The sequence below is a fragment of the Microbacterium oxydans genome, assembly GCF_026559675.1.
In the GTDB taxonomy this organism is placed as follows: Bacteria; Actinomycetota; Actinomycetes; order Actinomycetales; family Microbacteriaceae; genus Microbacterium; species Microbacterium oxydans_D.
This window is the reverse complement of the sequence record NZ_CP092891.1, coordinates 591954-616608: the sequence shown is the minus strand read 5'-3', so window position 1 is coordinate 616608 and position 24655 is coordinate 591954. Positions and strand designations below refer to the sequence as shown.

21 protein-coding genes are annotated in these 24655 nt (G+C 70.2%); 10 read left to right on the top strand and 11 right to left on the bottom strand.

The window, feature by feature from the left end:
* Window positions 1–11: 11 nt before the first annotated feature.
* The 5 genes from MME74_RS02885 to MME74_RS02865 all read right to left on the bottom strand — a co-directional run bounded on the left by MME74_RS02885 (window position 12) and on the right by MME74_RS02865 (window position 7812).
* On the bottom strand, window positions 12–4718 hold the full coding sequence (locus tag MME74_RS02885; RefSeq protein WP_267417181.1) for a PKD domain-containing protein: 4707 nt from the start codon (window positions 4716–4718) through the stop codon (window positions 12–14).
* A gap of 84 nt (window positions 4719–4802) precedes the next feature.
* Window positions 4803–5354 carry a DUF4352 domain-containing protein gene (locus MME74_RS02880; RefSeq protein ID WP_267417180.1) on the bottom strand — a complete coding sequence of 184 codons (552 nt, stop codon included), beginning with the start codon at window positions 5352–5354 and terminating at the stop codon, window positions 4803–4805.
* Between the two features lie 180 nt (window positions 5355–5534).
* Complete coding sequence (locus MME74_RS02875; RefSeq protein WP_267417179.1) at window positions 5535–6152, bottom strand: hypothetical protein; 618 nt, start codon at window positions 6150–6152, stop codon at window positions 5535–5537.
* Complete coding sequence (locus MME74_RS02870) at window positions 6149–6868, bottom strand: CDP-alcohol phosphatidyltransferase family protein (RefSeq protein WP_267417178.1); 720 nt, start codon at window positions 6866–6868, stop codon at window positions 6149–6151. The genes MME74_RS02875 and MME74_RS02870 overlap by 4 nt, the downstream gene beginning before the upstream one ends.
* The gene (locus MME74_RS02865) at window positions 6859–7812 is read right to left on the bottom strand and encodes a glycosyltransferase family 2 protein (protein WP_267417176.1); all 954 of its coding nucleotides are present in this window, start codon (window positions 7810–7812) and stop codon (window positions 6859–6861) included. Before MME74_RS02865 ends, MME74_RS02870 begins: the two co-directional genes overlap by 10 nt.
* Before the next feature lie 192 nt (window positions 7813–8004).
* On the opposite strand from MME74_RS02865, the gene MME74_RS02860 reads away from it, so the two are divergent.
* The gene (locus tag MME74_RS02860; RefSeq protein WP_267417175.1) at window positions 8005–9999 is read left to right on the top strand and encodes a glycosyltransferase; all 1995 of its coding nucleotides are present in this window, start codon (window positions 8005–8007) and stop codon (window positions 9997–9999) included.
* Between the two features lie 13 nt (window positions 10000–10012).
* On the opposite strand, the gene MME74_RS02855 is transcribed toward MME74_RS02860, so the two are convergent.
* On the bottom strand, window positions 10013–11035 hold the full coding sequence (locus MME74_RS02855) for a glycosyltransferase family 4 protein (protein ID WP_267417174.1): 1023 nt from the start codon (window positions 11033–11035) through the stop codon (window positions 10013–10015).
* 177 nt (window positions 11036–11212) lie between these two features.
* Here MME74_RS02855 and rfbA point away from each other — a divergent pair, with 177 nt between their 5' ends.
* Genes rfbA through MME74_RS02840 form a run of 3 tightly spaced genes read left to right on the top strand, consistent with a single transcriptional unit; the run spans window position 11213 to window position 14495 of the window.
* A complete protein-coding gene (rfbA, locus tag MME74_RS02850) occupies window positions 11213–12082 on the top strand; it encodes a glucose-1-phosphate thymidylyltransferase RfbA (RefSeq protein ID WP_267417173.1) in 870 nt (289 codons plus the stop codon).
* Window positions 12082–13080 carry a dTDP-glucose 4,6-dehydratase gene (gene rfbB / locus MME74_RS02845; RefSeq protein WP_267417171.1) on the top strand — a complete coding sequence of 333 codons (999 nt, stop codon included), beginning with the start codon at window positions 12082–12084 and terminating at the stop codon, window positions 13078–13080. Before rfbA ends, rfbB begins: the two co-directional genes overlap by 1 nt.
* Window positions 13080–14495 carry a bifunctional dTDP-4-dehydrorhamnose 3,5-epimerase family protein/NAD(P)-dependent oxidoreductase gene (locus MME74_RS02840; protein ID WP_267417169.1) on the top strand — a complete coding sequence of 472 codons (1416 nt, stop codon included), beginning with the start codon at window positions 13080–13082 and terminating at the stop codon, window positions 14493–14495. Before rfbB ends, MME74_RS02840 begins: the two co-directional genes overlap by 1 nt.
* On the opposite strand, the gene MME74_RS02835 is transcribed toward MME74_RS02840, so the two are convergent.
* Window positions 14492–15712 carry a glycosyltransferase gene (locus MME74_RS02835; RefSeq protein ID WP_267417168.1) on the bottom strand — a complete coding sequence of 407 codons (1221 nt, stop codon included), beginning with the start codon at window positions 15710–15712 and terminating at the stop codon, window positions 14492–14494. The two genes, MME74_RS02840 and MME74_RS02835, sit on opposite strands and share 4 nt — an antisense overlap.
* A 120-nt stretch (window positions 15713–15832) precedes the next feature.
* Between MME74_RS02835 and MME74_RS02830 the strand changes: the two genes are divergently transcribed.
* Window positions 15833–16288, top strand: a complete 456-nt coding sequence (locus MME74_RS02830) for an adenylyltransferase/cytidyltransferase family protein (RefSeq protein WP_267417167.1) — start codon at window positions 15833–15835, stop codon at window positions 16286–16288.
* Window positions 16289–16310: 22 nt separating this feature from the next.
* Here MME74_RS02830 and MME74_RS02825 read toward each other — a convergent pair whose 3' ends face one another.
* Window positions 16311–16703 carry an SIP domain-containing protein gene (locus MME74_RS02825; RefSeq protein ID WP_267417166.1) on the bottom strand — a complete coding sequence of 131 codons (393 nt, stop codon included), beginning with the start codon at window positions 16701–16703 and terminating at the stop codon, window positions 16311–16313.
* 144 nt (window positions 16704–16847) lie between these two features.
* Between MME74_RS02825 and MME74_RS02820 the strand changes: the two genes are divergently transcribed.
* From MME74_RS02820 to MME74_RS02810, 3 genes are read left to right on the top strand one after another with little or no spacing between them, the layout of a single operon-like run.
* Window positions 16848–17111, top strand: coding sequence for a glutaredoxin family protein (locus MME74_RS02820; protein WP_267417165.1), 264 nt, complete (start codon window positions 16848–16850; stop codon window positions 17109–17111).
* A 31-nt stretch (window positions 17112–17142) separates the two neighbouring features.
* Window positions 17143–18537, top strand: coding sequence for an MFS transporter (locus tag MME74_RS02815; RefSeq protein ID WP_267417164.1), 1395 nt, complete (start codon window positions 17143–17145; stop codon window positions 18535–18537).
* 28 nt (window positions 18538–18565) lie between these two features.
* A complete protein-coding gene (locus MME74_RS02810) occupies window positions 18566–20362 on the top strand; it encodes an aldehyde dehydrogenase family protein (RefSeq protein ID WP_267417163.1) in 1797 nt (598 codons plus the stop codon).
* A gap of 91 nt (window positions 20363–20453) precedes the next feature.
* Here MME74_RS02810 and pip read toward each other — a convergent pair whose 3' ends face one another.
* Both pip and MME74_RS02800 read right to left on the bottom strand, forming a co-directional pair.
* Window positions 20454–21422 (bottom strand): prolyl aminopeptidase, encoded by a 969-nt coding sequence (gene pip / locus MME74_RS02805; protein ID WP_267417161.1) that lies wholly within the window; start codon window positions 21420–21422, stop codon window positions 20454–20456.
* 58 nt (window positions 21423–21480) lie between these two features.
* Window positions 21481–22365 (bottom strand): neutral zinc metallopeptidase, encoded by an 885-nt coding sequence (locus tag MME74_RS02800; protein WP_267417160.1) that lies wholly within the window; start codon window positions 22363–22365, stop codon window positions 21481–21483.
* A 53-nt stretch (window positions 22366–22418) separates the two neighbouring features.
* Here MME74_RS02800 and MME74_RS02795 point away from each other — a divergent pair, with 53 nt between their 5' ends.
* Both MME74_RS02795 and MME74_RS02790 read left to right on the top strand, forming a co-directional pair.
* On the top strand, window positions 22419–23408 hold the full coding sequence (locus MME74_RS02795) for a malate dehydrogenase (protein ID WP_267417159.1): 990 nt from the start codon (window positions 22419–22421) through the stop codon (window positions 23406–23408).
* A 51-nt stretch (window positions 23409–23459) separates the two neighbouring features.
* Complete coding sequence (locus MME74_RS02790; RefSeq protein ID WP_267417157.1) at window positions 23460–23933, top strand: recombinase family protein; 474 nt, start codon at window positions 23460–23462, stop codon at window positions 23931–23933.
* Between the two features lie 80 nt (window positions 23934–24013).
* Here MME74_RS02790 and MME74_RS02785 read toward each other — a convergent pair whose 3' ends face one another.
* Window positions 24014–24580, bottom strand: coding sequence for a hypothetical protein (locus tag MME74_RS02785; RefSeq protein ID WP_267417155.1), 567 nt, complete (start codon window positions 24578–24580; stop codon window positions 24014–24016).
* Window positions 24581–24655 lie beyond the last annotated feature (75 nt).

Genomic DNA, 24655 nt, shown 5'->3' with positions numbered 1-24655 from the left:
GCGTCTGGATCTTACTGGGGCGCGGTGACGCGGAACGAATCGAAAGAGACGCCCAGTGCCGCGGTCGAGCTCCCCGACCGGTTGCCGCTCAGGCCGACGGCACCGGCGCCCAGGGGCGTCGCATCCGTGGCGTTGAGCTGCCAGTTCGCCGGCTCGGTGCCACCCGTCGCCCAGAACTTCGCCGACAGGGTCGCCGAGGACGTTCCGGTGACGGACACCTTCAGGTTGTAGGAGGTGTTCGCCGACCAGGTGAGACCGGGCACGGCCTGCGTGAGCAGCACGGTTCCCTCGCGGTGCGCCACGAGCCAGACGGTGCCGTCAGGACGCAGCCAGGCGCGGACGAAGTACTTCCCCGCGGCGGACTGTCGGGCGATGACGCCGATGTACGCGCCTCCCGCCGCCGGCGCCTGGTCGACACGGAACTGCGTCTCGAGCACCGCATCGGCGATCGAGGTGGTGTTGAGCGTGGCGTGCCGGGTGTCCCCCGCGATCAGGGCCAGCTTGCCCTGGCCGTCGGCGACGGTGGCGGCCGCCTGCGACCCACCGGCGATCGTCCATGCGCCACCCGTGACTGCGCTGCCCCAGCCGGGACCCGCGGTGCGGTCGAACTCATCGCCCGCGAGCGGAGCGGGGTTCGGGTCCGGGTCCGGATCGACCGGAGGCGCCGTGACCGTGACCTGCTTGGTCGCGGTGTGCGTCGCACCCTTGTTGTCCTTCACGGTCAGCGACACGGTGTAGGTGCCCGCCGCCGTGTAGGTGCGCGTGGCCGTCGCTCCGGTGCCCGTCGTCCCGTCGCCGAAGTTCCACGCGTAGGAGGCGATGGTCCCGTCGGAATCGGTCGACGCGCTTCCGTCGACGTTGACCGTCAGCGCGGTCGCCGTGGCCGTGAACGCCGCCGTCGGTGCGACGTTGGTGGGCTCGGGCTCGGGCTGAGGATCGGGATCCGGTGCCGCGGCGCCGAGGTTCTTCACGGAGAAGTCGTCGAAGCTCACGATGTTGGTCCCGGTCGCACTGCCGGCACGGTAGGAGAACACCGTCGGTGCCCCCGCGACCTGCAGGGCCGGCGTCGCGTCCGTGGTGGACAGCTGCCAGGTGGCGGGCTCTGCTGCCCCGCCCGCCCACAGCTTGGCGCGGATCGTCGTGGTGCCGGAGCCGGTCGTCTCCATCAGGAGGTTGAACGTGCTCCCCGCGGTCCAGGTCAGGCCGGAGACGGCCGTGCTGGCGATCGCCGTGCCGTTGCGGTGGATCACGAGCCACGTGGTCCCGTCCGCACGGTGCCACGCCAGTGCGCGGTAGCCGTTCGAGCCGGAACGACGTGCGCCCAGTCCCTCGTAGGCGACGCCCGTCGACGGACCGGCGGACAGCGTGTAGCTGATGCGCGCCGAGGTATCGAGGAGAGACGTTCCCTGCAGGAGCATCTCCCGGGTCTCGCCCGGAGTCAGGTTCACCTTGCCCACGCCGTCTGCGACGGAGGTGACGGCGGCCGAGCCGCTCATCGGCGCCCAGGTGCCGCCGACATCAGCCGCGCCCCAGCCACTCGACACGACGCGACCGAAAGCATCGGACGCGGCGAACACCTGCGCCTGGACGGTCACGGACTTCGTGACGGTCGCCGAGCCGCCGAGGCTGTCGGTCACGGTCAGGGTGATGTCGTGTGCTCCGGCCTGCGCGTAGGTGTGGCCGGCGGTGACGCCCGTTCCGGCGGGAGTGCCGTCGCCCCAGTTCCAGGAGTAGGACAGCGTCGCGCCGTCGGATGCGCTCGAGCCGGAGCCCGAGACGCTCACGCTCAGACCGGACGCGGTCGAGGTGAAGGCCGCGACGGGGTCCGCATGGGTCGCAGCGGCCTGCCGCGTGGTCGACGCGGTCCCGCCCCGGTTGTCGGTGACGGTCAGGGTCACCGTGCGGGTGCCCGGCGTCGCGTACACGTGGTTCGCGACCTGACCCGTCGAGGTCGATCCGTCGCCCCAGTTCCACGCGTACGAGGCGATGGTGCCGTCGGAGTCGGTGGACGCCGAGGCGTCGGCGGAGACCGACAGACCGGTGCCGGTCAGCTCGAACGAGGCGGTCGGCAGCACGTTCGCCGCCTGCACCACGACCGGCTTCTCGACCGTCGTGGCCAGCCCATTGCTGTCCGTGACCGTGAGCCGAGCCGTGTAGGTGCCGGTCGCCGCGTAGGTGTGCGAGACCGTCTTGCCCGTGCCCGTGGCCGAGTCGTCACCGAAGTCCCAGCGGTAGCCGGCGATGGTGGCGGAACCCGCCGGAGCGGAGGCGCTCGCGTCGAAGGCCACGTCGAGGTCGGTCGCCGTCGCGGTGAACGACGCCGTCGGGGCCTGGAAGCCCTTGCCGATGCCGTAGTGCGTCTGCACCTGGGTCTGCGTCAGTGCGTACGGGTAGACCGCGACCTCATCGAGCGCTCCCTTGAAGTACTTGGAGCTCGGCGCCGAGGGCCAGCTGGTGAGGTTGTCCCCGCCGATGCGCCAGTACCCGACGTAGTTCTCCGCCGTGGTCGCGCCCGCGTCGGAGGCGACGAGTTCGCCGTCGACGTAGAGCTTCATACCCGCCGCGCTCTGCGTCGCCACAGCGTGGTGCCAGGCGTTGTTGTTGAGAGCGGTGTTGTTCTGGATCGTCTGCGTGCTCCCGTTGTAGGTGCCGAAGACGAGCCGACCGTTGTTCGTCATGTAGAGGTGCCGGTCATAGCTGGTCGAGTCTCCGGTCGCCGCAGCGCCGTAGCCGATCAGCTTGCCGCCGGTCGTGGTGTTCGTCTTGAACCAGAGCTCCGTCGAGAACTCCTCGGGAGCCGCGACCTTGTCCGTCGTGGAGACACGCCCCGTGGTGGTTCCGGTGAACGTCGAGGCACCGGTGGCGGTGTTCTCGACGCCGGAGGTCGACGACGTGACGCCCGATCCGAACACGGGGGTGTTCGCGCCGGCCCAGTCCTGGGCCGCAGTACCCAGCGGGTAGTACAGCTGCGGCTCGTCGGCCGAGACGGCGTTGACGTAGCTCGAGACGGCTCCCGCGGTCACCGTCGCCGTCATGGCCTGACTGCTGACGCTGTTGCCGTTCCCGTCCTTCGCGACGACCGTGTACTCCTGCTGCGAGCCGGGAGGTGCCGTCTTGTCTTCCAGGATGACCGCCGGGCGGTTCCACCAGGTGCCCTTGGCCGTCGTCGTGGCGACCGGGGTGGCCGTGCCGGTGCGGCGCAGCTCATACGTGAGCGTGAGGTCGTCACGGTCCCAGTTCGCCGGGATCGAGACCCGGACCCGGCCGGGGATGAACGACTGCGCGGTGCCGGTCCAGTTCGCCGCGGACAGGCGCGGGCCGTCCTTGGCTCCGCCGGGAGGGTTCGTCGAGAAGCGCACGAGTCCCTCGAAGCGTCCGTTGTTCACGGAGCGGAACTCGCCGCCGATCGAGATCATGTTGCCGGCTCCGGTGATGGAGAGTCCGGCCTGGCCCATTCCCGTCGTCACGCCGACGGCCCAGTCGGGCGTCCAGGCGTAGGGCGACGGTGCGGGCGTGCCCGCCCAGTTCTTGTACGTGCCACCGGCCGCGGGCTGGTTGCCCAGCGAGCCGCGAGCATCGGCCGTGTACGCCTCGGAGTAGCGGTGCGTGCGCGGGTTCTGCTCGGGGTGCAGGCTCATCGTCCCGCAGGCATGCGTGTGGCTCGTCGTGTAGACGACCTTGCCGGTCGAGTACACGCCGTAGTGGTCGCCGAGGCAGTCGGCGATCCAGCGGACCTGTCCGGTGCCGGCCTCGGCAGCGAACGTCCCCTCGAGGTTTCCGGTCGCGGCGTCGGCGTACACCCAGCCGGTGCCGTAGACGGCCGTGGAGTCGGCGGCCAGGCCGAAGATGCCCGCCTTGCCCGAGTTGGCACCGGTGTTCGACCCGTTCTTGACCGTCTGCGGCAGTGCCCAGGCGGTGTCGAGGGCACCGGTCGTCTTGTCCAGGGCGGCGGTGCCGCGCATGGTCAGGTCACCGTTCACCTGCGAGAAGCGCCCGGCGGCGATGACGTTCTGTCCGGCAGGGTCCATGACCATCGCGTCGACCTGGAGGTCGGTCTGCGGTGCCCAGCTCAGCAGTGCGCCGTTGGTGGCGCTGAACGCCGCCAGGTTCTTCCGTGCCGTGGCGTTGCCCTGGGTGAACAGGCCGCCCACGTAGACGCTCGATCCGGAGGTGGCGAGGGCGTAGACGCCGCTGCCGCCGATCGACGGAGAGAATCCGGGGACGAGCTGACCGGTGACGGCGTCGAGAGCCGCGAAGTTCCAGCGCGTCTGGCCGTTGACCGAGTTGAAGGATCCGCCGATGTAGATGCGGCTGCCGTCGGGCGAGGCCGCGACGGCCTTGATGACACCGTTGACCTGCGGCGCGAACGACAGCAGCTGTCCGGTGTTGATGTCGTAGGCGAGCACGTTGGAGCGGGCCGTCAGGCTCGTTCCCGGCACCGCCAGGGGCGCACGGGCGTTGTCGAACTTGCCCACCGCGTACACGGTCGAGCCGATGACGGTCTGCGACCAGACATAGCCGTTGTCGATCTGCACCGTCGGAATCGGATCCGACGTGACGACGTTCTCGTCACGCTGCAGCAGCGGCGGTGGCGTCGACGGCACGTCCGCCGATGCCGCCTGCGCGCCCAACGTCGTCATGCCCGCGACGAGCAACGCCGCCGTCACGACGGAGGCGAGAGCGCTCAGCGCCCGCCTCGAGGTCGATGTGTTCCCCATAGTGACTCCCCAGCCGCCAGTTTTCTTCTTCGAAAGTGTGAGTGTGTTGCTTTGCCGATTACAGCGAGATGCGAAAAGCGTGTGTCAGGACAGCTGGCCGGCGAAGGTCGCGACCGGCTCTCCTGCGGCGTAGTTGACGCTGATCTTCACCGAGCGCCCCTTCGTCGGGTCGAGCATGAAGACGTAGGTCCCCGTCGCCTCGGAGCCCGCGGCGAGCTCCCCCGAGAGGGGATCGTTCCCACCGGCGGTCGTGGCGACGCCGATGTCACCGTCATCGGTGACGAGGTTGACCACGGCCGAGTCGACGCTCTGCGCCCGCTTCGAGTCGTTGGCCACCGAGATCGTGACGACGACCGCGGAGCCCGCGTACTCGCCGGGCGTCTGCGGCTTGATGGTCGTGGTCGCGATCTTGTCGATCGTGACGACCATGTCGGTGGAGAGGGTGATCGGCTCCGCGAGCTTCCCGCTCTCCTCGGTCAGTGCCGGCGCCTCGGTGGGCCCTTCGGCCTCCGGGTCGGCGGGTGCCGTCCAGTCGGTCGTGCTGGTGCCCTCGGGCGCAGGAGACTCCGAGGCCTCAGGGGCTGCGGTGCAGCCTGCCGTCAGGAGTGCGAGCGCGACCAGAGGCGCGATGAACATCGCGCCACGTCTGCGCGAAGAGCCGTCCCCAGAACGGCATGATGAAACGTTGAACACTGCAGCTCCCCACAAGCCAGAATCCCCGCCGAGGCCCCCTCGGCCTCGGTATTCCCCTTCAACCACGCAGAACGCGGCGTCGGCTAATGGTAGTGCGCAGGGCGGGAATCCACAAGACCCCGCTCAGGATGCGTGCCGACGCTGCCCGCCGAGCTGGGCCAGGATCGTGGCGACCGCGGCTTCCACCTCGCTGATGGTGTCGCGGTGGCCGCGGCTTCCGTGCCGGTCGGCGATGCTGGCGGGGTCGCCGGAGTCGCGGATCCCGAGGAGCCGCCGGAATCGATCACCGGCGCTGTCGGAGCCGACCAGCGGCACGGCCCGAGACCGCGCACGGTCGAGATGCGCGACGTACTCCGCCACCCGGTCCGGTGCCGACGAGGAGAAGCCGGCGCCCAGATGAGCCGCCTCCTTGATCGTGAACATCCAGTCCCGTGATCGCGGGGCGAGCCGCACCAGGTCGCCGCGGATGTCGCGCGAAGCGGCGAGGACGATGCTCGACTGCTCGAGGAGTTCGAGCGTGACGGGCTTGGCGCGATGCGTCTGCGCCTGCGCGCGCCACTCCTCGTCTTCATGGACGGACGCGACGAGGGTGCAGATCGGATCCCCGGCGGTCGCGCGGATGCCGGCACTGTCGACCTGGATCGTGGAGTCCGCCCCGAGACCCCGCCGCAGCGCGAGCTCGGCGAGCGGCGAGCGGCAGACGTTGGCGGCGCACACCACGAGGATCTTCTCGCCAGTCATGCGTCGGCACCCAGCCTTCCGATCTCACGGAACCACTTCACCGCGGCGAGCGCGAGGAACAGGACCGCCGCGGCGCAGAGAGCGCCGTAGCCGACGAGGAACGCCGGGGTCCAGCCCCACAGCACGAAGACCAGGCACACCAGGCCGAAGTCGGTGGGCAGGAGGACGAGCGAGCGCAGGAGCGTGCCACCGCCGCGCTCGTGCGTCGACGCGACCGCGTGCTTGCCCTTGAGCAGGTCGTTGAGGAGCATGCCCGAGAACGTCGTCGTGGCCACGATGCTGAACACGATCGGGATCAGCAGGAGCAGCGGCGTCTCCGGGAGGACGCGGTAGAGGCCGATCAGCACCGCCAGGTGCAGCGAGGCGATCTTGAGCGTGTCGATGAAATGATCGAGCCATTCGCCCTGCGCGCTCCCGCCCCCGCGCAGTCGGGCGACCTGCCCGTCCGCCGAGTCCCAGGCGTAGCCGAGCACGAGCAGCACCGCGATCAGGATGCCCATCGGCACGTTCACCGGACCGAACGCGATGAGGCCGATCGCCACGAAGGAGTGCACGGCGCTGATGATCGAGACCTGATTCGGCGTGAGGCCGATCCGGTACGCGACGGCGGCGAGGACCCGCCCGATCCGCCGATTCACGTAGACGGAGTACGCGGGCGCCCCCCGGGCATGCCCCTTTTGCGCCCGCGCGAGACGGTGATATGCGTCTACGACCATTTCCTGCCCTTCTGGTCCGTCCCGTGAACCCTGGCGATCCGCCGCGCCTCGCGCACGCCGCGGAGGTACGCGCGGATCGGGGCAGGCGACTGGATGAGCTGCCGGCGTCCGCCGCGGAGGATCACCTCGCGGGCGGTGCGCGGGATCGAGCGCCGCCACCGCTGCACGGCCGCGTCGTCGAGGTGACGCACGGCGAAGAGCATCCGGTTGCGGATGTTGTAGTAGTAGTAGCCCTCGGATTTCGCGCGCGACGCCTCGGGCTCGACCCGCTGGGTGCCGCCCTCGTCGTGCACCGCCCGAGCGTCCTCGACGAGCGCGAGCTCACCCCCGGCCGCCACGACCCTCCGGGAGAAGTCGACGTCCTCCCAGTACAGGAAGTAGTCGTCGTCGAAGCCGCCGGAGAGCTCCCACAGCTCGCGGGTGATCCACAGGCAGGCCCCGCTCAGCCAGGGCTCGAACGGCTGCGTGTCACCGGCGACGCGCTTGCGACGCGCACGCATCGTGCCGTCCTCGAGGAGGAGGTCGATGCCGGCGAACCAGGTGCGCCCCTCGGAGTCGGCGATGACGGGAGAGGCCAGGGTGGTGCGCGAGTCAGCGGTCGCGGCGGCGAGCAGGCGGAGCGAGTCGCCGTCGATGTGCGCATCCGGGTTGATGACGAGGACGTCGGTCGCCCCCTCGGCGAGCGCGCGCGTCACGCCGATGTTCACGCCGCCGCCGAACCCCGAGTTCGTGTCGGGCTCGACCAGCAGCCACCCGTGCTCCTTCGCGACGTCGCCGACGGCGCGACGCTCCTGCGCTCCGGACCAGTTGTCGACCACGATCACGATCGCGTCCGGATCGATCGTCCGCGCTTCACGCTCGACGGTCACCAGATTGCGCCGCAGCAGGCCGGTGGAGGCGTAGTTCACGACCACCACGGCAAACCGCCCGTGCACGATTGACACGCGATCCTCCCCCCGGATCCGGGTCACGGATCGCTTCGGGTCGCCGGTCGAATTCCCCGGAGTCGCGACCGGCGTCGACTCCCAGGAGAACGACTATACGCGAGAGGTGCCTCCGGAGACCGGCATCGGGTTCACGATACGATGAGCCGGCGTCGGAGTCGAGGCGCACGACTGCCATGGGGATGGGGGCGGATGACCAGGGGACCGGAATCGAGCGACGTGATCGCTGTGACGATCGGCGTGCCCACGTACCGCCGACCGGAACTCCTCGACGCGCTGCTGCGCACGCTGCCCGCGCGCATCGCGGAGTGCGCCGACCTCGGCATCGAGATCGACGTGCTCGTCGTCGACAACGACCCGGAGGGCTCGGCGCGAGAGGTGGCGACGGGCACCGACCTGCCGGTCCGCTACGTGGTCGAGCAGACGCCGGGCATCGCCGCGGCGCGCAACCGCATCCTGGACGAGTGCGCCGACCGCGACCTCGTCGCGTTCATCGACGACGACGAGATCCCGCGGGAGGCCTGGCTCTCCGCACTCGTCTCGGTCTGGCGCGAGTACGGCGCCGACGCCGTGATGGGTCGCGTCATCTCCGTGTTCGACGACGACGTCGACCCCTGGCTGCTCGCCTCGGGCACCTTCCGCCGACCGCCCCGCCAGACCGGCACCGTGCTGCAGGTCGCTGCGGCGGGGAACCTGCTGCTCGATCTGCGCGCCATCCGCCGGCTCGGGCTCCGCTTCGATCCGTCACTCGGCCTGGGCGGCGGGGAGGACACGCTCTTCTCCCGACAGCTGGCGCGGCAAGGCGGCCGGATCGTGTGGTGCAACGAGTCCGAGACGGAAGACCTCGTCGTCGCCGCGCGGCTCAGCCGGGCGTGGGCGGCGCAGCGCGCGTTCAGCTCGGCCAACGCCGGCACCCGGATCCAGCTGCAGCTGACCGACGGGAGGTTCCGTCGCGGGCTGCTCCGGGTGCGCGCAATGGTGGGCGGCATCGCCCGGATCATCGTCGGCGGACTGCGGCGGGCCTTCGGCGCGCTGACCTCGAACATCACCCATCACGCCAGAGGAACGCGTCTCGTCCATCGGGGCCGCGGCACGATCGCGGCCGCCCTCGGCCGTCGTTACGACGAGTACCGTCGCCCATCGGAGGATGACACGACCATGACCGATCCCGCTTCGGGCATCCGCGTGATGCAGTCGCTCGGCGCACCGCGCCCGACGACGAACCCGTACAACAAGATGCTCGACGAGGCGCTGGGCGCCACCGAGGGGCTCACCCGCCTGCGCTTCTCCTGGGGGACGGCGCTGTTCGGCCGGTACGACGCCTTCCATTGGCACTGGCCGGAGGCGAAGCTGCACGGCTCCACCTGGTGGAAGTCCACGGGGAAGTTCCTCCTCACGACGGCGCTCGTGTTCCGGCACCGCCTGTCCCGACGGATCGCCGTGGTGCGGACGGTGCACAACATCGAGCTCCCCGACGACAACGCGCCGCGGCTCTGGCTGCTGCGTTTCATCGACCGTCACACCGACTACCGGATCGTCATCAACGAGACGACTCCGCTCCCTGCCGGAACGCCGCACAGCCTGATCCTGCACGGCGACTACCGGGGCTGGTACGCCAAGTTCCCCTCCGCCGAGCGCGTGCGCGGGCAGCTCGGCTCGTTCGGCGGGATCCGCCGGTACAAGGGCCTGGAGGGGTTCATCGACGCCTATGCGGAGGCGGTGGCGACCGAACCGGCGCTGAGCCTGCGGATCGGCGGGCGACCCTCCACCCCCGAGCTCGGCGACGACCTCCGGGAGCGGACCGCGGATCTTCCCGGCGTCGACCTCCACCTCGACTTCCTCAGCGATGCGGAACTCGTCCAGCTCGCGACGTCGTCCGACCTCATCGTGCTGGCCTACCGCTTCATGCACAACTCGGGCAGCGTCCTCGCCGCCCTGTCCATGGACCGCCCCGTGCTCGTGCCCCGCAACGAGGCGAACGAGGCCCTCGGACGCGAGGTCGGCCAGGACTGGGTGCTCATGTACGACGGAGACCTCGACGCGCCGACGGTCGTCGAGGCGTGGCGTGCCGCGACGATGCTCACCGGCTCACCCGACCTCTCACGCCGCGACTGGGCCGACGCCGGTCGGGCTCACGCCGACGCGTTCCGGGAGGCGGTGCGGGTCAAGCGCGGCGCGAAGCGCTAGGTCGCGTCGACTCTCACACCCGCTGCCGCAGGCCCTGGACCAGGGCCGCGACCATGATCTGCGTCGTGAAGTGGCGTTCCACCTCGACGCGGCCGTTCCGTCCGAGCTCGGCCGCGCGCGTCGGATCGGCCAGCAGGCCCAGCAGGGCGGCGGCGAGCTCCCCCGGCTCTCCCGGTGGAACCAGGTGTCCGGTGCGCCCCTCGCTCACGTACTGATCCATTCCGGGGGTCGCTGTGACGACGACCGGCCGGCCGGTCGCGAGCGCTTCGAGCGCGACCGTCATGCCCGAGGCGTGCAGGTTCGGCCGGGTCGAGGTCACGACGACGCTCGCGGTCGCGTACAGATCGCGCAGCTCCGCGTGCGGCATGTGACGGATCACCCGCACGCCCTCGGGCGGCGCGAGATCGGAGGTCGTCTGCACGATCACCTCGGTGTCCGGACGCACGGCGAGCACCCGGGCGAGCGCGGCGTAGAGGGTGGCCGGATCGCGGTCCCTGTCGTTGCCGACGCTCACCACACGCGCGCGATCCGGGTACGGACGCGTGCCGAAGAACTCGCTGTCGATGCCGAAGGGCACCGCGAAGACCTGCGCCCCCCGGGCGCCCACCACCTGCCGGAGCGGCACGATCTGCGCCTCGCTGAGCACCCAGACGGAGTCGGCCCCGCTCAGCATCGAGATCAGGCGGGTCGGGGGCGCGCCGGCGCCGGCCAGATCCGTCAGCCAGATCACCCCGGTGGCGAAGTGCGCGCGCGGGTGGAGGGTCTGCAGACGATAGGCGGTGTTCTCGTCCCAGGTGAGCGCGAGGCCGTCGACGGGACGTGGTCCCAGAGCCAGCCGCGCCCGCGCCCGCGCGACACGACCGGGGGCGGGGAGATCGATCACCTCGACCGCGGCATGCTCGCGCAGCGCATCCAGTCCGTACGGCCAGATGCTCGGGACCTCTCCCCTGGCGTGACTCTGCTCCCAGGCGTGCGCCGACTGCTCGGCACGATGCGCCCAGGTGAGAGACAACGAGGCACCACCCTCGAATTCCACGAGCCAACTATGGACCTCGGGCGCGGTCCTGACAAGAGAGAGTTTCCGGCAGCCCTCACACCCGCGGGATGCGACCCGGTAGAGTCGTCCCTACGACTGTGGGGGTCGTCGGACGGCAGGGGATGGCCGTCCCTTCTGTGACGCCACCACGGACAGCGACGTATCTCGAGGGGGATCATGAAGGGCATCATTCTGGCGGGCGGTTCGGGCACGCGACTGCATCCGATCACGCTGGGAGTCTCGAAGCAGCTGATCCCGGTGTACGACAAGCCGATGGTCTACTACCCGCTGTCGACGCTCATGCTCGCCGGCATCCGGGAGATCCTGATCATCACGACCCCGCACGACGCCGCCCATTTCGAGCGCCTGCTCGGAGACGGCTCGCAGTTCGGCATCTCGCTCACCTTCGCGCAGCAGGAGTCGCCGGACGGGCTCGCCCAAGCGTTCACGATCGGGGCGGATTTCATCGGCGACGACAGCGTCGCGCTGGTGCTCGGCGACAACCTCCTCTACGGCCCCGGCCTCGGCACGCAGCTCAAGCGCTTCGCCGACATCGACGGCGGCGCGGTCTTCGCCTACTGGGTCGCCGAGCCCGAGGCGTACGGCGTCGTGGCGTTCGACGACGAGGGCCAGGCGGTGTCGCTGGAGGAGAAGCCGACGGCTCCGCAGAGCAACTACGCGGTGCCCGGGCTGTACTTCTACGACAACGACGTGATCGACATCGCCCGCGATCTCGCTCCGAGCGCGCGCGGCGAATACGAGATCACCGACGTGAACCGCGAGTACCTGGAGCGCGGCAAGCTCCAGGTCGAGGTCCTCCCCCGCGGCACGGCATGGCTCGACACCGGGACGTTCGATCAGATGACGGATGCCGCCGACTACGTCCGCACGATGGAACGGCGCACCGGCATGAAGATCGGCGTACCGGAGGAGGTCGCCTGGCGGCAGGGCTTCCTCGACGACGACGAGCTGCGCGTGCGCGCCGAGGCTCTCGTGAAGTCGGGGTACGGCTCGTACCTGCTCGCACTCCTGGAACGAGGCAAGTGATGACCCGTCTGCTCGTGACCGGCGGCGCCGGCTTCATCGGATCGAACTTCGTGCACCACGTCGTGGAGCACACCGACGCGCACGTGACCGTGCTCGACAAGCTCACCTACGCGGGCAACCGCGCATCGCTCGCCGGGCTCCCCGCGGATCGGGTCGAGTTCGTCGAGGGCGACATCGCCGACCCCGAGCTCGTCGATGTCCTGTTCGCGAAGGTCGATGCGGTGGTGCACTACGCGGCCGAATCGCACAACGACAACTCGCTGCACGACCCGCGGCCGTTCCTCGACACGAACATCATCGGCACGTACACACTGCTGGAGGCCGCGCGTCGGCACGACCGCCGTTTCCACCACATCTCGACCGACGAGGTCTACGGCGACCTGGAGCTCGACGACCCGCAGCGGTTCACCGAGCAGACGCCGTACAACCCGTCGTCGCCGTACTCGTCGACCAAGGCCGGCAGCGACCTCCTCGTGCGCGCCTGGGTGCGGTCCTTCGGGGTCCAGGCCACCCTCTCGAACTGCTCGAACAACTACGGTCCGTACCAGCACGTCGAGAAGTTCATCCCGCGGCAGATCACGAACGTGCTGCGCGGCATCCGCCCGAAGCTCTACGGTGCCGGCCAGAACGTGCGCGACTGGATCCACGCGGACGATCACTCCTCGGCCGTGCTGACCATCCTCGAGAAGGGCGAGATCGGTGAGACGTACCTGATCGGCGCCGACGGCGAGAAGGACAACAAGTCGGTCGTCGAGCTCATCCTCACGCAGATGGGGCAGCCCGCGGACGCCTACGACCACGTGACCGACCGGGCGGGCCACGACCTGCGCTACGCGATCGACTCCACGAAGCTGCGCACCGAGCTGGGCTGGGCGCCGCAGTTCTCCGACTTCGAGTCGGGCCTCGCCTCCACCATCGAGTGGTACCGCGACAACGAGGCCTGGTGGGCGCCGGCCAAGGACGCCACCGAGTCCTTCTACGCCGCCAAGGGGCAGTGATGACGGAGTTCGGCAAGGCGCTCACGGTCACCGAGACGCCGATCCCCGGTCTGCTCGTCGTGGACCTGCCGGTGCACGGCGACTCGCGCGGCTGGTTCAAGGAGAACTGGCAGCGCGAGAAGATGGTCGCCGCCGGCCTCCCGGACTTCGGCCCGGTGCAGAACAACATCTCGTTCAACGACGCGGTCGGCACCACGCGCGGCATCCACGCCGAGCCCTGGGACAAATGGGTCTCGGTCGCGACCGGGAAGATCTTCGGCGCCTGGGTCGATCTGCGCGCGGGTGACACGTTCGGCACGGTCTTCACGACCGAGATCGATCCGTCCCGGGCGATCCTGGTGCCGCGCGGCGTCGGCAACTCGTACCAGACGCTCGAGGCCGACACCGCCTACACCTACCTGGTCAACGACCACTGGTCGCCCGACGCGGAGTACTCGTTCCTGAACCTCGCGGACGAGACCGCGGCCATCGCCTGGCCCATCCCGCTCGCGGAGGTCGAGGTGTCCGCGAAGGACCTCGCCCACCCGCGGCTCGCCGACGTGACGCCGATCGGCCCGCGGAAGGTGCTCGTGCTGGGCGCCGCGGGACAGCTCGGACTCGCGCTGCGAGAGCTGCTCGGCGATGCGGAGCACATCGAGTACACGACGAGGGAGACCCTCGATCTGGGCGCCGCCGACCTGCTGTCCGCCCGCCGCTGGCGCGACTACGGGGCGATCGTCAACGCGGCCGCGTACACGGCCGTCGACCTCGCGGAGACCCCCGAGGGGCGCGAGAACGCGTGGGCCGCCAACGTGAACGGCGTCGCGGCGCTCGCCCGCATCGCCACCGAGAACGGCATCACCCTCGTGCACGTGTCCAGCGACTACGTCTTCGACGGCAGCAAGGAGAGCCCGTACACCGAGGCCGACCCGGTGCAGCCGCTCGGCGTCTACGGGCAGACCAAGGCCGCGGGAGACGCCGTCGTCGCGACGGTGCCGCGCCACTACATCGTCCGCACGTCCTGGGTCATCGGCGAGGGCCGGAACTTCGTGCGCACCATGGCCTCGCTCGCGGAACGCGGCATCGCCCCCCGGGTGGTCGGCGACCAGATCGGACGGCTGACCTTCACGGAGGACCTCGCCTCGGCCATCGCGCATCTGCTCTCGAGCGCCGCGCCCTTCGGCGTGTACAACGTGACCGGCGCCGGCGCATCCCACTCCTGGGCCGACATCGCCCGCGCCGTCTACCGTCTGACCGGGCACGACCCGGCTGCGGTGACCGACGTGACGACGGCGGAGTACTTCGCCGACCAGGCGGGTCCGATCGCCCCGCGTCCGCTCAACAGCGTGCTGGATCTGAGCCGCATCCAGGCGACGGGATGGACCCCTCGCGACGCGGATGCCGCGCTCGAGGCGTATCTCGCCGCGAAGCCCTAGAGCTCGCCCGGCTTCATCGCCTCGACGTCGATCGCGCGGATCACGCGCTGCGCCGCCGTGTCGGTCGGCGGCTCGGACACCGCTGCCTCGCCCTTCCGGCGCCGCTGGGGCGCGTAGACGACGAGCGAATGGAACAGGAACCGGGCGAAGAACGCCACGATCAGGGACAGCGCCGTCGCGAGCACGCTGGAGATGTGCCAGGTCTCGACCATCAGGGCCATCACCGGGATCCGCAGCGCCGCCTCGACGTTGTTGAACGCGAAGGAGCTGGCGAAGCGGATGCCGAGCCCGCGGGCGTCGGTCCGCATGTCGGCGAACACGAAGCGCTCCTGCAGCAGGAAGTTGCCGATGATGGTGACCTCGGCGCCGATGATGGCCGCCCACACGTAGGGCACCCCGGCGACGGTGAGGCCCCACATGATCCCCAGGTTCGCGACCGCGCCGATCACCCCGATCAGGGCGAACAACGACATCTTGCCGAAGCGGAGCCGGGCGAGGTGCGCGATGAAAGTCCCGCCCTGCCGCAGGCTCGCCTTGGACGTGCCGTGCCGGCGCTCGGCGAACTCCATCGGCACCTCGGCGATGCGCACGTCGTTGCGCGCGAGGATCTCGAGGAGGATCTTGAAGCCCTGCGGCTTGAGCGCGGAGAGGTCGAGGCGGCCGCGGTCCACGAGGAAGAAGCCGGTCATCGGGTCGGTGCTGCGCGCGAGGCGGATCGGGAACATCGCCCGGGTCAGCCACGTCGCCGCCCGTGAGACGCCGAAGCGCACGGCCGTGCCGAGACCGCTGGTGTCGCCCCCGCCGATGTAGCGGGAGGCCGCCACGACGTCGGCGTCGCCCGCGGCGTGGCGCTCGAGCAGGACGGGCAGGAGTTCGGGCGGATGCTGCAGGTCGCCGTCCATCACGATGCAGAGGTCGGACGCCGCGGCCTCGAGCCCGACGACCACGGCACCGCCCAATCCCCCGGTGTTCTCGGTGCGGTGGATGACGCGTACGGGCAGAGAGGCGTCGACCGCGACGCGGGCCACCTCCGCGGCCGTGTCGTCGGTGCTGTCGTCGACGAAGAGGATCTCCGCGTCCCACCCGGCGAGCGCGGCGGTGGTGCGAGCGACGAGCTCCGCGACGTTGTCGCGCTCGTTGAACGTCGGCACGATGACCGTGACCGGTGCCCCCACTTGCGCCCCCTGTTCCGCGCGCACCTCGTGCGCGGCCTCCATCGTTCCACGGGTTCCTATGCAGAAGGAAACCCGTACCTGCTAGACTTCCGAACTGCGGCTGTGGGAGTCGCTGAGCGGATGGGGATCCGCTTACTGGGGAATCACTGATCTGGGGAGATCATGGGGACGCGTATCGGCTATGCCGTTGGTGCTTTCGACCTGTTTCACGTCGGGCATCTGAATCTACTTCGTCACGCCAAGCAGCACTGCGACATTCTGATCGCGGGCGTCGTCAGCGACGAGATGCTGCGCCAGGTGAAGGGCATCGAGCCCGTCATCCCGACGGCGGAGCGTGCGGAGATCGTGAAGCACATCTCGTTCGTCGACGACGTCTACGTCGAGACGACGCCGTCGAAGATGGACTCGTGGCGCGACGTCCAGTTCACGCACTTCTTCAAGGGCGATGACTGGCGCGGCACCGACAAGGGCCTGCGCCTGGAGCGCGAGTTCGCCGAGGTCGGCGTCGAGGTCGTGTACTTCCCGTACACGGCGCACACGTCGAGCTCGTCGCTGCGTCGCGCGCTCGAGGCGATCACCGCGGGTGCGAACGTCCCCGCGGTCGCCGCGACCCGCTGACCCGCTGACCCGCGACCGTCGGTCAGTTCGCGACGCCGAGCAGACTGCGCGCCATCCGCGCCACATGCGGCGGAGTGTGCGGTCCGAGCCAGACGGTCCACTGCGACGGCGGCTCGGTGCACGTCCACTCGACGCACCAGGCGTGCACGGCGTTCGCCAGCCGCTCGCCGCGGGTGTGCGCGCGGATGCCGTCACCGCGCACCAGCCAGCGCACCGACACCCCCTCCGGGACGTCGATGTGGCGGAACTGGATGCGCGCCGCGGCCTCCAGGATCACGACGCCCTGCGCGTCCCACGGGAGTCGCGCGGCGATGCTCGCGATGAAGCCGGCGTCGGCCGCATCGCCCGCGATGAGCACGGCACCTTCGATGCTGTCCCAGTCGGGATCCTCCAGGTGCTCGCATGCGCTGCTCATGGCACTCAGTATAGGTAAGGGTAACCTTACTTATCAAGAGTCGGCGGCGACCGACGCCCCCCTACCGAGGCACTGCCGCACCGGGCGCTGACCGGCCGGACCGCTCTCAGCGCCAGCCCATCCGGACGGCCTTAGGCTGGATGCATGACTGCTCCCGCTTCCGACACCATCACGATGTTCGGCGCCGACTGGTGCCGCGACTGCATCCGCACCAAGAAGCAGCTCGATGAGCTCGGCGTCGAGTACACCTACGTCGATCTGGTCGCCGAGCCCACCGCGGCGGACGTCGCGAAGGAGATCTCGGGTCGCACGAACATCCCGGTCGTCGTCTACCCGGATGCCTCGCACCACGTCGAGCCGTCGAACGCCGACGTCGAGTCGAAGCTGCGCGAGCTCTCGCTGATCTGATCCCGGGTCATCGCGCCGATACACTGGCGCGATGAGCACTGAGGCTCGGCCCGAACGAGCACCCGCCCGCCTGTCCCCGCGCACGATCGTGCTGTATGCGATCGGCTCGCTCGGCACCGGCGGCTACGCCACCCTGCCCGGGTTGGTGCTGACGTACTTCCTCACCGACAACCTCGGTGTCGCGGCCCTCGCCGCCGGACTCATCGTCACCGCCGCGAAGATCTGGGACGTGCTCATCGATCCCCTGATCGGCGCCGCCTCGGACCGTCAGCTGGCCCGCACCGGCTCCCGCCGAGGGTTCATGGTCACCGGCGCGCTCGCGTTGCCGCTGTTCTTCGCGCTCACCTTCGCCGTGCCTCCCTCGTGGGGACCGGTCGCGGGGGCGATCAGCGTGCTGCTCGCCTTCCTCGCGACCGCCACCGCGTTCAGCCTGTTCCAGGTGCCGTACGTCGCGCTGCCGGCCGAGCTGACCGGCAGCTACGACGAGCGGACGCGTCTGCTGGGATGGCGCGTCGTCGTCCTCACGGCGGCGATCCTCCTCTTCGGCGCCGGCGGACCGGCGCTGCGCAACGCCGGCGACGACCCCGTCATGGGCTACCTCCTGATGGGGATCGCCTCCGGTCTGGTGATCGGGATCGGGATGCTCATCGCCTCCCGGACGGCGGATGTCGCCTCCCGGCGCACCGCGTCCGCCCTCCCGGTGGCGACACCCTCGTCCACCTGGCGCGACCAGTACATGTCCGGCTTCCGGGCGCTGGGGCGCAGCCAGCCGTTCCGCGCCCTGCTGGGCACCTTCGTGCTGCAGGCCCTCGCGACGGGGACGATGCTCGCCGGCGCGCAGTACGTGGCGACCTGGGTGCTGCGCTCCGAGGATGCGGTGACCTTCGTGTTCGTCGCCCTCGTCGGCCCCGCGCTGCTCGCGACCCCGGGGTGGACGGTCATCGCCCGACGCGTCGGCAAGGAGCGGGCGTTCGCGATGGCCAGCGTGCTCTTCACCGCGGCCGCAGCCTCCCTCGTGTTCGCCGTCTGGAGTCCCGGAGCCTGGATCTACGCCTCGGTCGCCGTGGCCGGCATCGCGTACGCCGGACTCCAGTCCCTGCCCATGGCGATGCTGCCCGACGTCATCTCGCACGACGAGCGCACCAGCGGACCCGGTCAGGCGGGCACGTTCACCGGCATCTGGACCGCGGGCGAGACCGTCGGCTTCGCGCTCGGAGCGACGGCGGTGTCCCTCACGCTCGCGGCGACCGGCTATGTCTCGACCGTCGCGGGAGCGTCGGTCGTCCAGCCGGAAGCCGCGATCGCGGGCATCGTGCTCAGCTTCAGCGTGCTGCCCGCGGTGCTGATGGCGGCCAGCCTGCTCACCCTCCGTCACTACCGTCTGCGCCGCGAGGACATCGACGCCGTCGTCACCTCCGACGCCTAAGCTGGGATCCCGTCCGAAGGAGACGTCGATGACTTCTGCGAGCACAGCCGCCACCCCCGCCACGACCTCGAAGAGCGTGCCGAAGGAGGTGGCGTCCGAACTCGGCGAAGGCGAACGCGAACGTCTCGACGCCGCGGTCGACGACCTTCAGGTCGGAGCGCGCACGTGGGCGGCGCTCACCGTCGCCCAGCGGGTGACCCTGCTGCGCGCGGTGCGCACGAGCGTGGCAGCGACCGCGGAGGACTGGGCCCACACCGCTGCGGCATCGAAGGGCCTCGACGCGAAGCATCCGCTGCGCGGCGAGGAATGGCTGAGCGGACCGTACAGCGTGCTCGGCGCCCTCGACGCGTACATCGAGACGCTCACCCGCCTCGCGAACGGCACCAACCCGCTCGACGGCATCACGATCGACCGCGCCCCGGGCGGGCGGACACGGGTGCACGCCTTCCCCCTGACCGGGATCGACAAGTTCCTGCTGTCCGGCTTCACGGGCGAGGTGTGGCTCGAACCGGGTATCACCCCCAACGCCGCACGCGCCTCCGCCGGGCTCGCGCAGCGCACCCCCGCCTCCTCGGGCGGCGTCGGTCTCGTGCTCGGCGCGGGCAACGTCACCTCGATCCCGGTGCTCGACGTGCTCTACGAGCTGCTCGCCCACAACCGCACCGCGCTGCTCAAGGTGAACCCCACGCAGGACCCCCTGGTGCCGGTGTACAAGCGCGCGCTCGCCCCGCTCATCGAGCCCGGATTCCTGCGCATCGTGCGCGGCGGACCCGCCGCCGGCGCCTACCTCACCGGGCACCCGGGGCTCGTGCACGTGCACATCACCGGCTCGGCGGCGACGTTCGACACCATCGTCTGGGGTCCGTCGAAGGGCACGGGCGCGGCCGCGACGAAGCGCCGTCGTCGGGAGAACCGCCCGCAGCTGAAGAAGCCGATCACAGCCGAGCTCGGCGGCGTCTCCCCCATCATCGTGGTGCCCGGCGCGTGGACCGACGCCGACCTCACCTACCAGGCGGAGCACATCGCCACGATGCGCCTGCAGAACTGCGGGCACAACTGCATCGCGGGCCAGGTCGTCATCATGTCGTCCGACTGGGACCAGGCCGACGCGTTCCGTGCCGCCCTGCGACGCGCGTACGCGAACGCCCTGGAGCGACCGATCTGGTACCCGGGCTCCCCCGCGCGGATGGACCTCGCGACCGAGGCCTACCCCGATGCGCTGGTGCTGGGCGACCGCGTGCTCGTCGAGATCGATGCCGACGACGACTCGACCGCCCTGGAGACCACCGAGTACTTCGCACCGGTGCTGGGCGTCGTCACCGTTCCGGGAACCGGACAGGAGTTCCTGGACGCCGCGGTGGCCCACGCGAACGAGCGGCTCCAGGGCACGCTCGGCGCGAATCTGCTGATCGACCCCGCGACCGAGAAGGCGCTCGGCACGGGGTTCGAGCGGGCGATCGCAGACCTGCACTACGGGTCCATCGCGATCAACGGGTGGACGGCCTTCGGGTTCATCACCCCGACCCTCACGTGGGGCGCGTTCCCCGGCAGCACGATCGAGGATGTGGGCAGCGGCATCGGCGTGGTGCACAACGCCCTGCTGCTGGACGGCGTCGAGCGCTCCGTGCTCCGCGGCCCGTTCCGTCCCTTCCCGCGGTCGCTCCCGATCGCGAACGGCGGCGGACGAGTGACGATCCTGCCGAAGCCGCCGTGGTTCGTGTCCGCGCGCACGGGCGCCGCCGTGAGCGAGGGGCTGACCCGCTATCGGGTGGACGGCAACGTCGTGGGTCTCCTCAAGACGCTGACGAAGGCGCTGCAGGCCTGAGGCCCGGGTCGAGGCGTTTCGTCTCGCTCCGCTCGCTCAACGAACGCCCCGGTCATCGAGCGAGGAGCGCAGCGACCGAGACGAAACGCCCTCAGCGGGCGAAGCGGTCGGTCGCGGCGCGGAGCGCCTTCTGCGTGCCCGGCTCCGTGGCCGCGTGGCCCGCGTCGTCGACCACGACGAACTCGGCTTCGGGCCAGGCCCGATGCAGGTCCCACGCGGTCATCATCGGGGTGCACACGTCGTGGCGGCCCTGCACGATGACGGTGGGGATGTGACGGATGGCGTCCACCCCCGCGATCAGCTGCCCTTCCTCCCACCACCCGCGATGGACGAAGAAGTGGTTCTCGATGCGGGCGAACGCGGTGGCGGAGCGCGGGTCGGACATCGCGGCGATCTGCGCGGCGTTCGGCGTCAGCGTGACCGTCGCCGCCTCCCACGTCGACCAGGCGATCGCCGCGGGGAGGTGCACTTCGGGGTCGGGGTCGAACAGGCGACGGTGGTAGGCCTCGATCATGCGCGAGCGCTCGAGCACGGGGATCGGCGCGAGGAAGCTCTCCCAGAGGTCTGGGAACAGCGCGGCGGCGCCGCCCTCGTAGAACCACTCGAGCTCCGCACGACGCAGCGTGAAGATGCCGCGCAGGACGAGCTCGGTCACGGCATCCGGATGCGCCTGCGCGTAGGCGAGGGCGAGGGCGCTCCCCCAGGACCCGCCGAACACCTGCCACTTCTCGATGCCGAGGTTCCTGCGCAGCAGTTCGATGTCGGCGATCAGGTGCGCCGTCGTGATGTGGCGGAGGTCGGCGTCCGGCTCGCCCGCGTGCGGCGTGCTCTTCCCGCAGCCGCGCTGGTCGAGCAGCACGATCCGGTAGATGTCGGGGTCGAAGAACTGCCGCTGCCACGGCGAGGTGCCGCTGCCGGGACCGCCGTGCAGGAACACCACCGGCTTGCCGTCCGGGTTGCCGCTGACCTCCCAGTAGACGCGGTGACCGTCACCGACGAGCAGCTCGCCCGTCTCGTACGGTTCGATCGGCGGATACAGTGCATCCAGATTCTTCGTCATCGGCCCCCAGCCCCTCGCGCGTGACTTCTTCGTCAACGGTAGCGGGTGCCCGACCGGATCACGGATCCAGCTGGTCGGCGCGGAGAGTCAGCGTCTGCTCGCAGACGTCCAGTCCGCCCTGGTATCCCTCGGCGAACCAGCGCTGACGTTGTTCGCTGGAGCCGTGCGTCCAGCTCTCCGGGTTCGAGAATCCGGACTGCTCCTGGATGTGGTCGTCTCCGACCACGAATGCCGCATTCAGAGCATCGATGCGCTGCGCCTCGGTGGTCGGCTGCAGGTAGGGGACGCCGTTCTTGTCCTTCTCCTCCGAGATCCGTCCGATCCAGGCACCGGCGTAGCAATCGGCCTGCAGCTCGGTGCGCACGCCGTTGCTGCCAGGACCCGTCCCGTTGTTCGGATAATCGTCCATGACACCGGTGATCCATTGGATGTGGTGGCCCCACTCGTGACCGACGATGTACAGCTGCGCGAGGTTGCCGGCGGATGCCCCGAACTGCTGCTGCATGAGCTGGAAGAACGTCGGGTCGATGTAGACCGTCTCATCGCCGGGGCAGTAGAAGGGGCCGACGGCGTTGGATGCCGTCCCACAGGCGGTGCTCGTCGAGCCGTCGACCACGATGAAGCCGGGCTTGCGATAGCCGTCGACGTTGTCGGCCCAGAAGGCGTCGAGCGCGACCTGCGCGCCCGCCATGCGGCAGTCGACGTCGGCATTCGCCTGCGCCCCGGTCTCGCAGTTCTCGATGGCCGATCCGCCGGCCGGCTCGTTGCCCACGTTCGGCGCACCACCGCCGAGGAAGCCGGTCAGGTCGATGCCCAGCAGCGGTCCGGCGATGAGCGCGATGATGCCGAGCACGCCGACGCCGACGCCGCCCGCCACAGCCGCGTTGCGTCCGCGTCGACGCGTGGTGTTGCCCGAGATGTCGGCATCGGGATTGAAGGTCATGGGTCGAGATTACTCCGAGCGAGGGCCTGCCGAACGGACGTAGGCTCGGGGGCATGACGACCACGATCACCATCACCGGCGCCGGCGGACAGATCGGCTACGCACTGCTGTTCCGGATCGCCGCGGGCGACCTGCTCGGCCCGGAGGAGAAGGTGCGGCTCCGGCTGCTGGAGATCCCGCAGGGGCTCGGGGCCGCGGAGGGTGCGGCCCTCGAGCTGCAGGACGGCGCGTTCGGCCTGCTCGAGCACGTGGAGGTGACGGATGACGCGGCCGTGGGCTTCGACGGCACGGACCTGGCTCTGCTCGTCGGCGCCCGCCCGCGCGGACCGGGCATGGAGCGCGCAGATCTGCTCGCCGCCAACGCCGGGATCTTCGGCCCCCAGGGCGCGGCGATCGCGGCGAACGCCGCGTCCGGCGTGCGCGTCACCGTGGTCGGCAACCCCGCCAACACGAACGCGCTGATCGCCGCGGCCTCCGCCGACGGCGTGCCCGCCGAGCGGTTCACGGCCCTGACCCGCCTCGACGAGAACCGGGCCCGAGCACAGCTCGCGCAGGCCCTCGGCGCCCCGGTGCACACCGTCCGCCGGGTTCCCATCTGGGGCAATCACTCGGCCACGCAGTTCCCCGACATCTCGCACGCGACCGTCGGCGGGGAGCCGGTCGGCGAGGCGCTCGCGCAGATCGTCGGCGACGTGCCGGCCTGGCTCGAGGGCACCTTCATCCCGCGGGTCGCGAAGCGCGGGGCCGAGATCATCGAGGTGCGCGGATCCTCGTCCGTGGCGTCGGCCGCGAGCGCGACGATCGACCACGTGCGTGACTGGGTGCAGGGCACGGACGACTGGACCTCGGCCGGCGTCGTCTCCCACGGCGAGTACGGCGTGCCCGAGGGCCTGATCTCGTCGTTCCCGGTGCGCTCGATCGACGGCGAGTGGCAGATCGTCGAAGGGCTGGAGCTGAGCGACTGGGCGCGAGCCCGCGTCGACGCCTCGGTGGCCGAGCTCGTCGAGGAGCGTGAGGCGGTCCGGTCGCTCGGGATGCTCTGAAGGGTCCCCGCTCGGGCCTCCGGCAGGGCAGAATGGAGGCGGAGGTGCGCGATGAGCGAGACGATTGATCCCACGAAGGTGACGGCTACCGTCGAGGAGGCTCTCACGAGCCCCCTGCACCTGCCGCACGACGCCGCAGCGTGCCCGAAGTGCTTCACCGAGCTGCAGCAGAACCGCAACTTCTGGACCGCGCGCCCGGACGACTCCCGCCTGGTCGGACTCGTCGTCTCCCGCGAGGGCATGCCGTCGGTCGTCGAGCAGCGAGATGACCTCACCCGGTTCGGCGTGCCGATCGAGGGCTTCCGCCACCCGGCGCCCGACATCCTGGAGAGCTGGAACGACCGTCTCGCCCGCCTCATCTCCACCCTGAAGCACGGAGACGTCCTGGTCGTCGCGAACATCAACGCCCTCGGCCGCGACTCCGACGAGGGTGCGCGCACCGTCGCCGAGCTGCGGCGCCACGGCATCATCGTGAAGGTGCTCAACCACAACGCCCGGCACCTCGCCGACGCGGCGGCACGCTGAGAGGCGAGGCGGGAACTCCACCCCCGTAGGGAGCCTTCGGCGGATCGGGCACCACCGGCTGCGGCTCCGCCGGACTCTCGCTACGGCGTCGCGGTGGGCTTCGGCGTCGGGCCGAAGGCCGGCTCACCCGGCGTCACACCGAAGAACAGCGGATCGCTCGGCGACTCCTCGCGCGGCAGGTACCCCTCGGAGAGCGTGGCTCCCCCGAACATCAGGTCGCTGAGCTCGATGCGGTCGCCCGGCCAGCACTTGGTCGTCGCCGTGACCGACACGGACCCGTTCGCGATGAACGTCACCATCAGCAACGAGAAGTCACCCTGCTTCCGCACGATCACGTCCGTCGACTTCGCCTCACCCGACCCGAGGTCCTGTCCCTCGACGTCGTAGCCCTCTTCGATGAGGTGCTCCCGCACCGACTCGCTCAGGGCCGCATGCTGGGCGGGATCCACCTGCGTCGATCTCGCGAGGTCGAACTTGTACGAGCCGTCCGGGCAGCCGGCCCCCGACGGCTGCATTCCGAAGGACCCGACCTCCACCGGCCAGGGCCCATCGAAGATCAGGGCCTGGATGTCGTTCGTCACGCCTCGGTAGTCGAGGTAGTGCTGCTCGGCCTGAGCCACCAGCTCATCGCCTGTGGGCGTAGCCATGCCGTCTCCTTCGTTCGCGCATCCGGTGAGGGCGAGCGCCAACACCGCTGTCGCCGCAATGGTCTGCCAGCGCTT

Coding starts and splice junctions, on each gene's coding strand:
- rfbA (WP_267417173.1), top strand. CDS start 11,213: ATGAAGGGCATCATTCTGGCGGGCGGTTCGGGCACGCGACTGCATCCG.
- MME74_RS02795 (WP_267417159.1), top strand. CDS start 22,419: ATGACGACCACGATCACCATCACCGGCGCCGGCGGACAGATCGGCTAC.
- MME74_RS02875 (WP_267417179.1), bottom strand. CDS start 6,152: ATGACTGGCGAGAAGATCCTCGTGGTGTGCGCCGCCAACGTCTGCCGC.
- MME74_RS02800 (WP_267417160.1), bottom strand. CDS start 22,365: ATGACCTTCAATCCCGATGCCGACATCTCGGGCAACACCACGCGTCGA.
- MME74_RS02815 (WP_267417164.1), top strand. CDS start 17,143: ATGAGCACTGAGGCTCGGCCCGAACGAGCACCCGCCCGCCTGTCCCCG.
- MME74_RS02860 (WP_267417175.1), top strand. CDS start 8,005: ATGACCAGGGGACCGGAATCGAGCGACGTGATCGCTGTGACGATCGGC.
- MME74_RS02830 (WP_267417167.1), top strand. CDS start 15,833: ATGGGGACGCGTATCGGCTATGCCGTTGGTGCTTTCGACCTGTTTCAC.
- MME74_RS02870 (WP_267417178.1), bottom strand. CDS start 6,868: ATGGTCGTAGACGCATATCACCGTCTCGCGCGGGCGCAAAAGGGGCAT.
- MME74_RS02785 (WP_267417155.1), bottom strand. CDS start 24,580: ATGGCTACGCCCACAGGCGATGAGCTGGTGGCTCAGGCCGAGCAGCAC.
- rfbB (WP_267417171.1), top strand. CDS start 12,082: ATGACCCGTCTGCTCGTGACCGGCGGCGCCGGCTTCATCGGATCGAAC.
- MME74_RS02810 (WP_267417163.1), top strand. CDS start 18,566: ATGACTTCTGCGAGCACAGCCGCCACCCCCGCCACGACCTCGAAGAGC.
- MME74_RS02840 (WP_267417169.1), top strand. CDS start 13,080: ATGACGGAGTTCGGCAAGGCGCTCACGGTCACCGAGACGCCGATCCCC.
- MME74_RS02820 (WP_267417165.1), top strand. CDS start 16,848: ATGACTGCTCCCGCTTCCGACACCATCACGATGTTCGGCGCCGACTGG.
- pip (WP_267417161.1), bottom strand. CDS start 21,422: ATGACGAAGAATCTGGATGCACTGTATCCGCCGATCGAACCGTACGAG.
- MME74_RS02835 (WP_267417168.1), bottom strand. CDS start 15,712: ATGGAGGCCGCGCACGAGGTGCGCGCGGAACAGGGGGCGCAAGTGGGG.
- MME74_RS02885 (WP_267417181.1), bottom strand. CDS start 4,718: ATGGGGAACACATCGACCTCGAGGCGGGCGCTGAGCGCTCTCGCCTCC.
- MME74_RS02825 (WP_267417166.1), bottom strand. CDS start 16,703: ATGAGCAGCGCATGCGAGCACCTGGAGGATCCCGACTGGGACAGCATC.
- MME74_RS02880 (WP_267417180.1), bottom strand. CDS start 5,354: ATGTTCATCGCGCCTCTGGTCGCGCTCGCACTCCTGACGGCAGGCTGC.
- MME74_RS02790 (WP_267417157.1), top strand. CDS start 23,460: ATGAGCGAGACGATTGATCCCACGAAGGTGACGGCTACCGTCGAGGAG.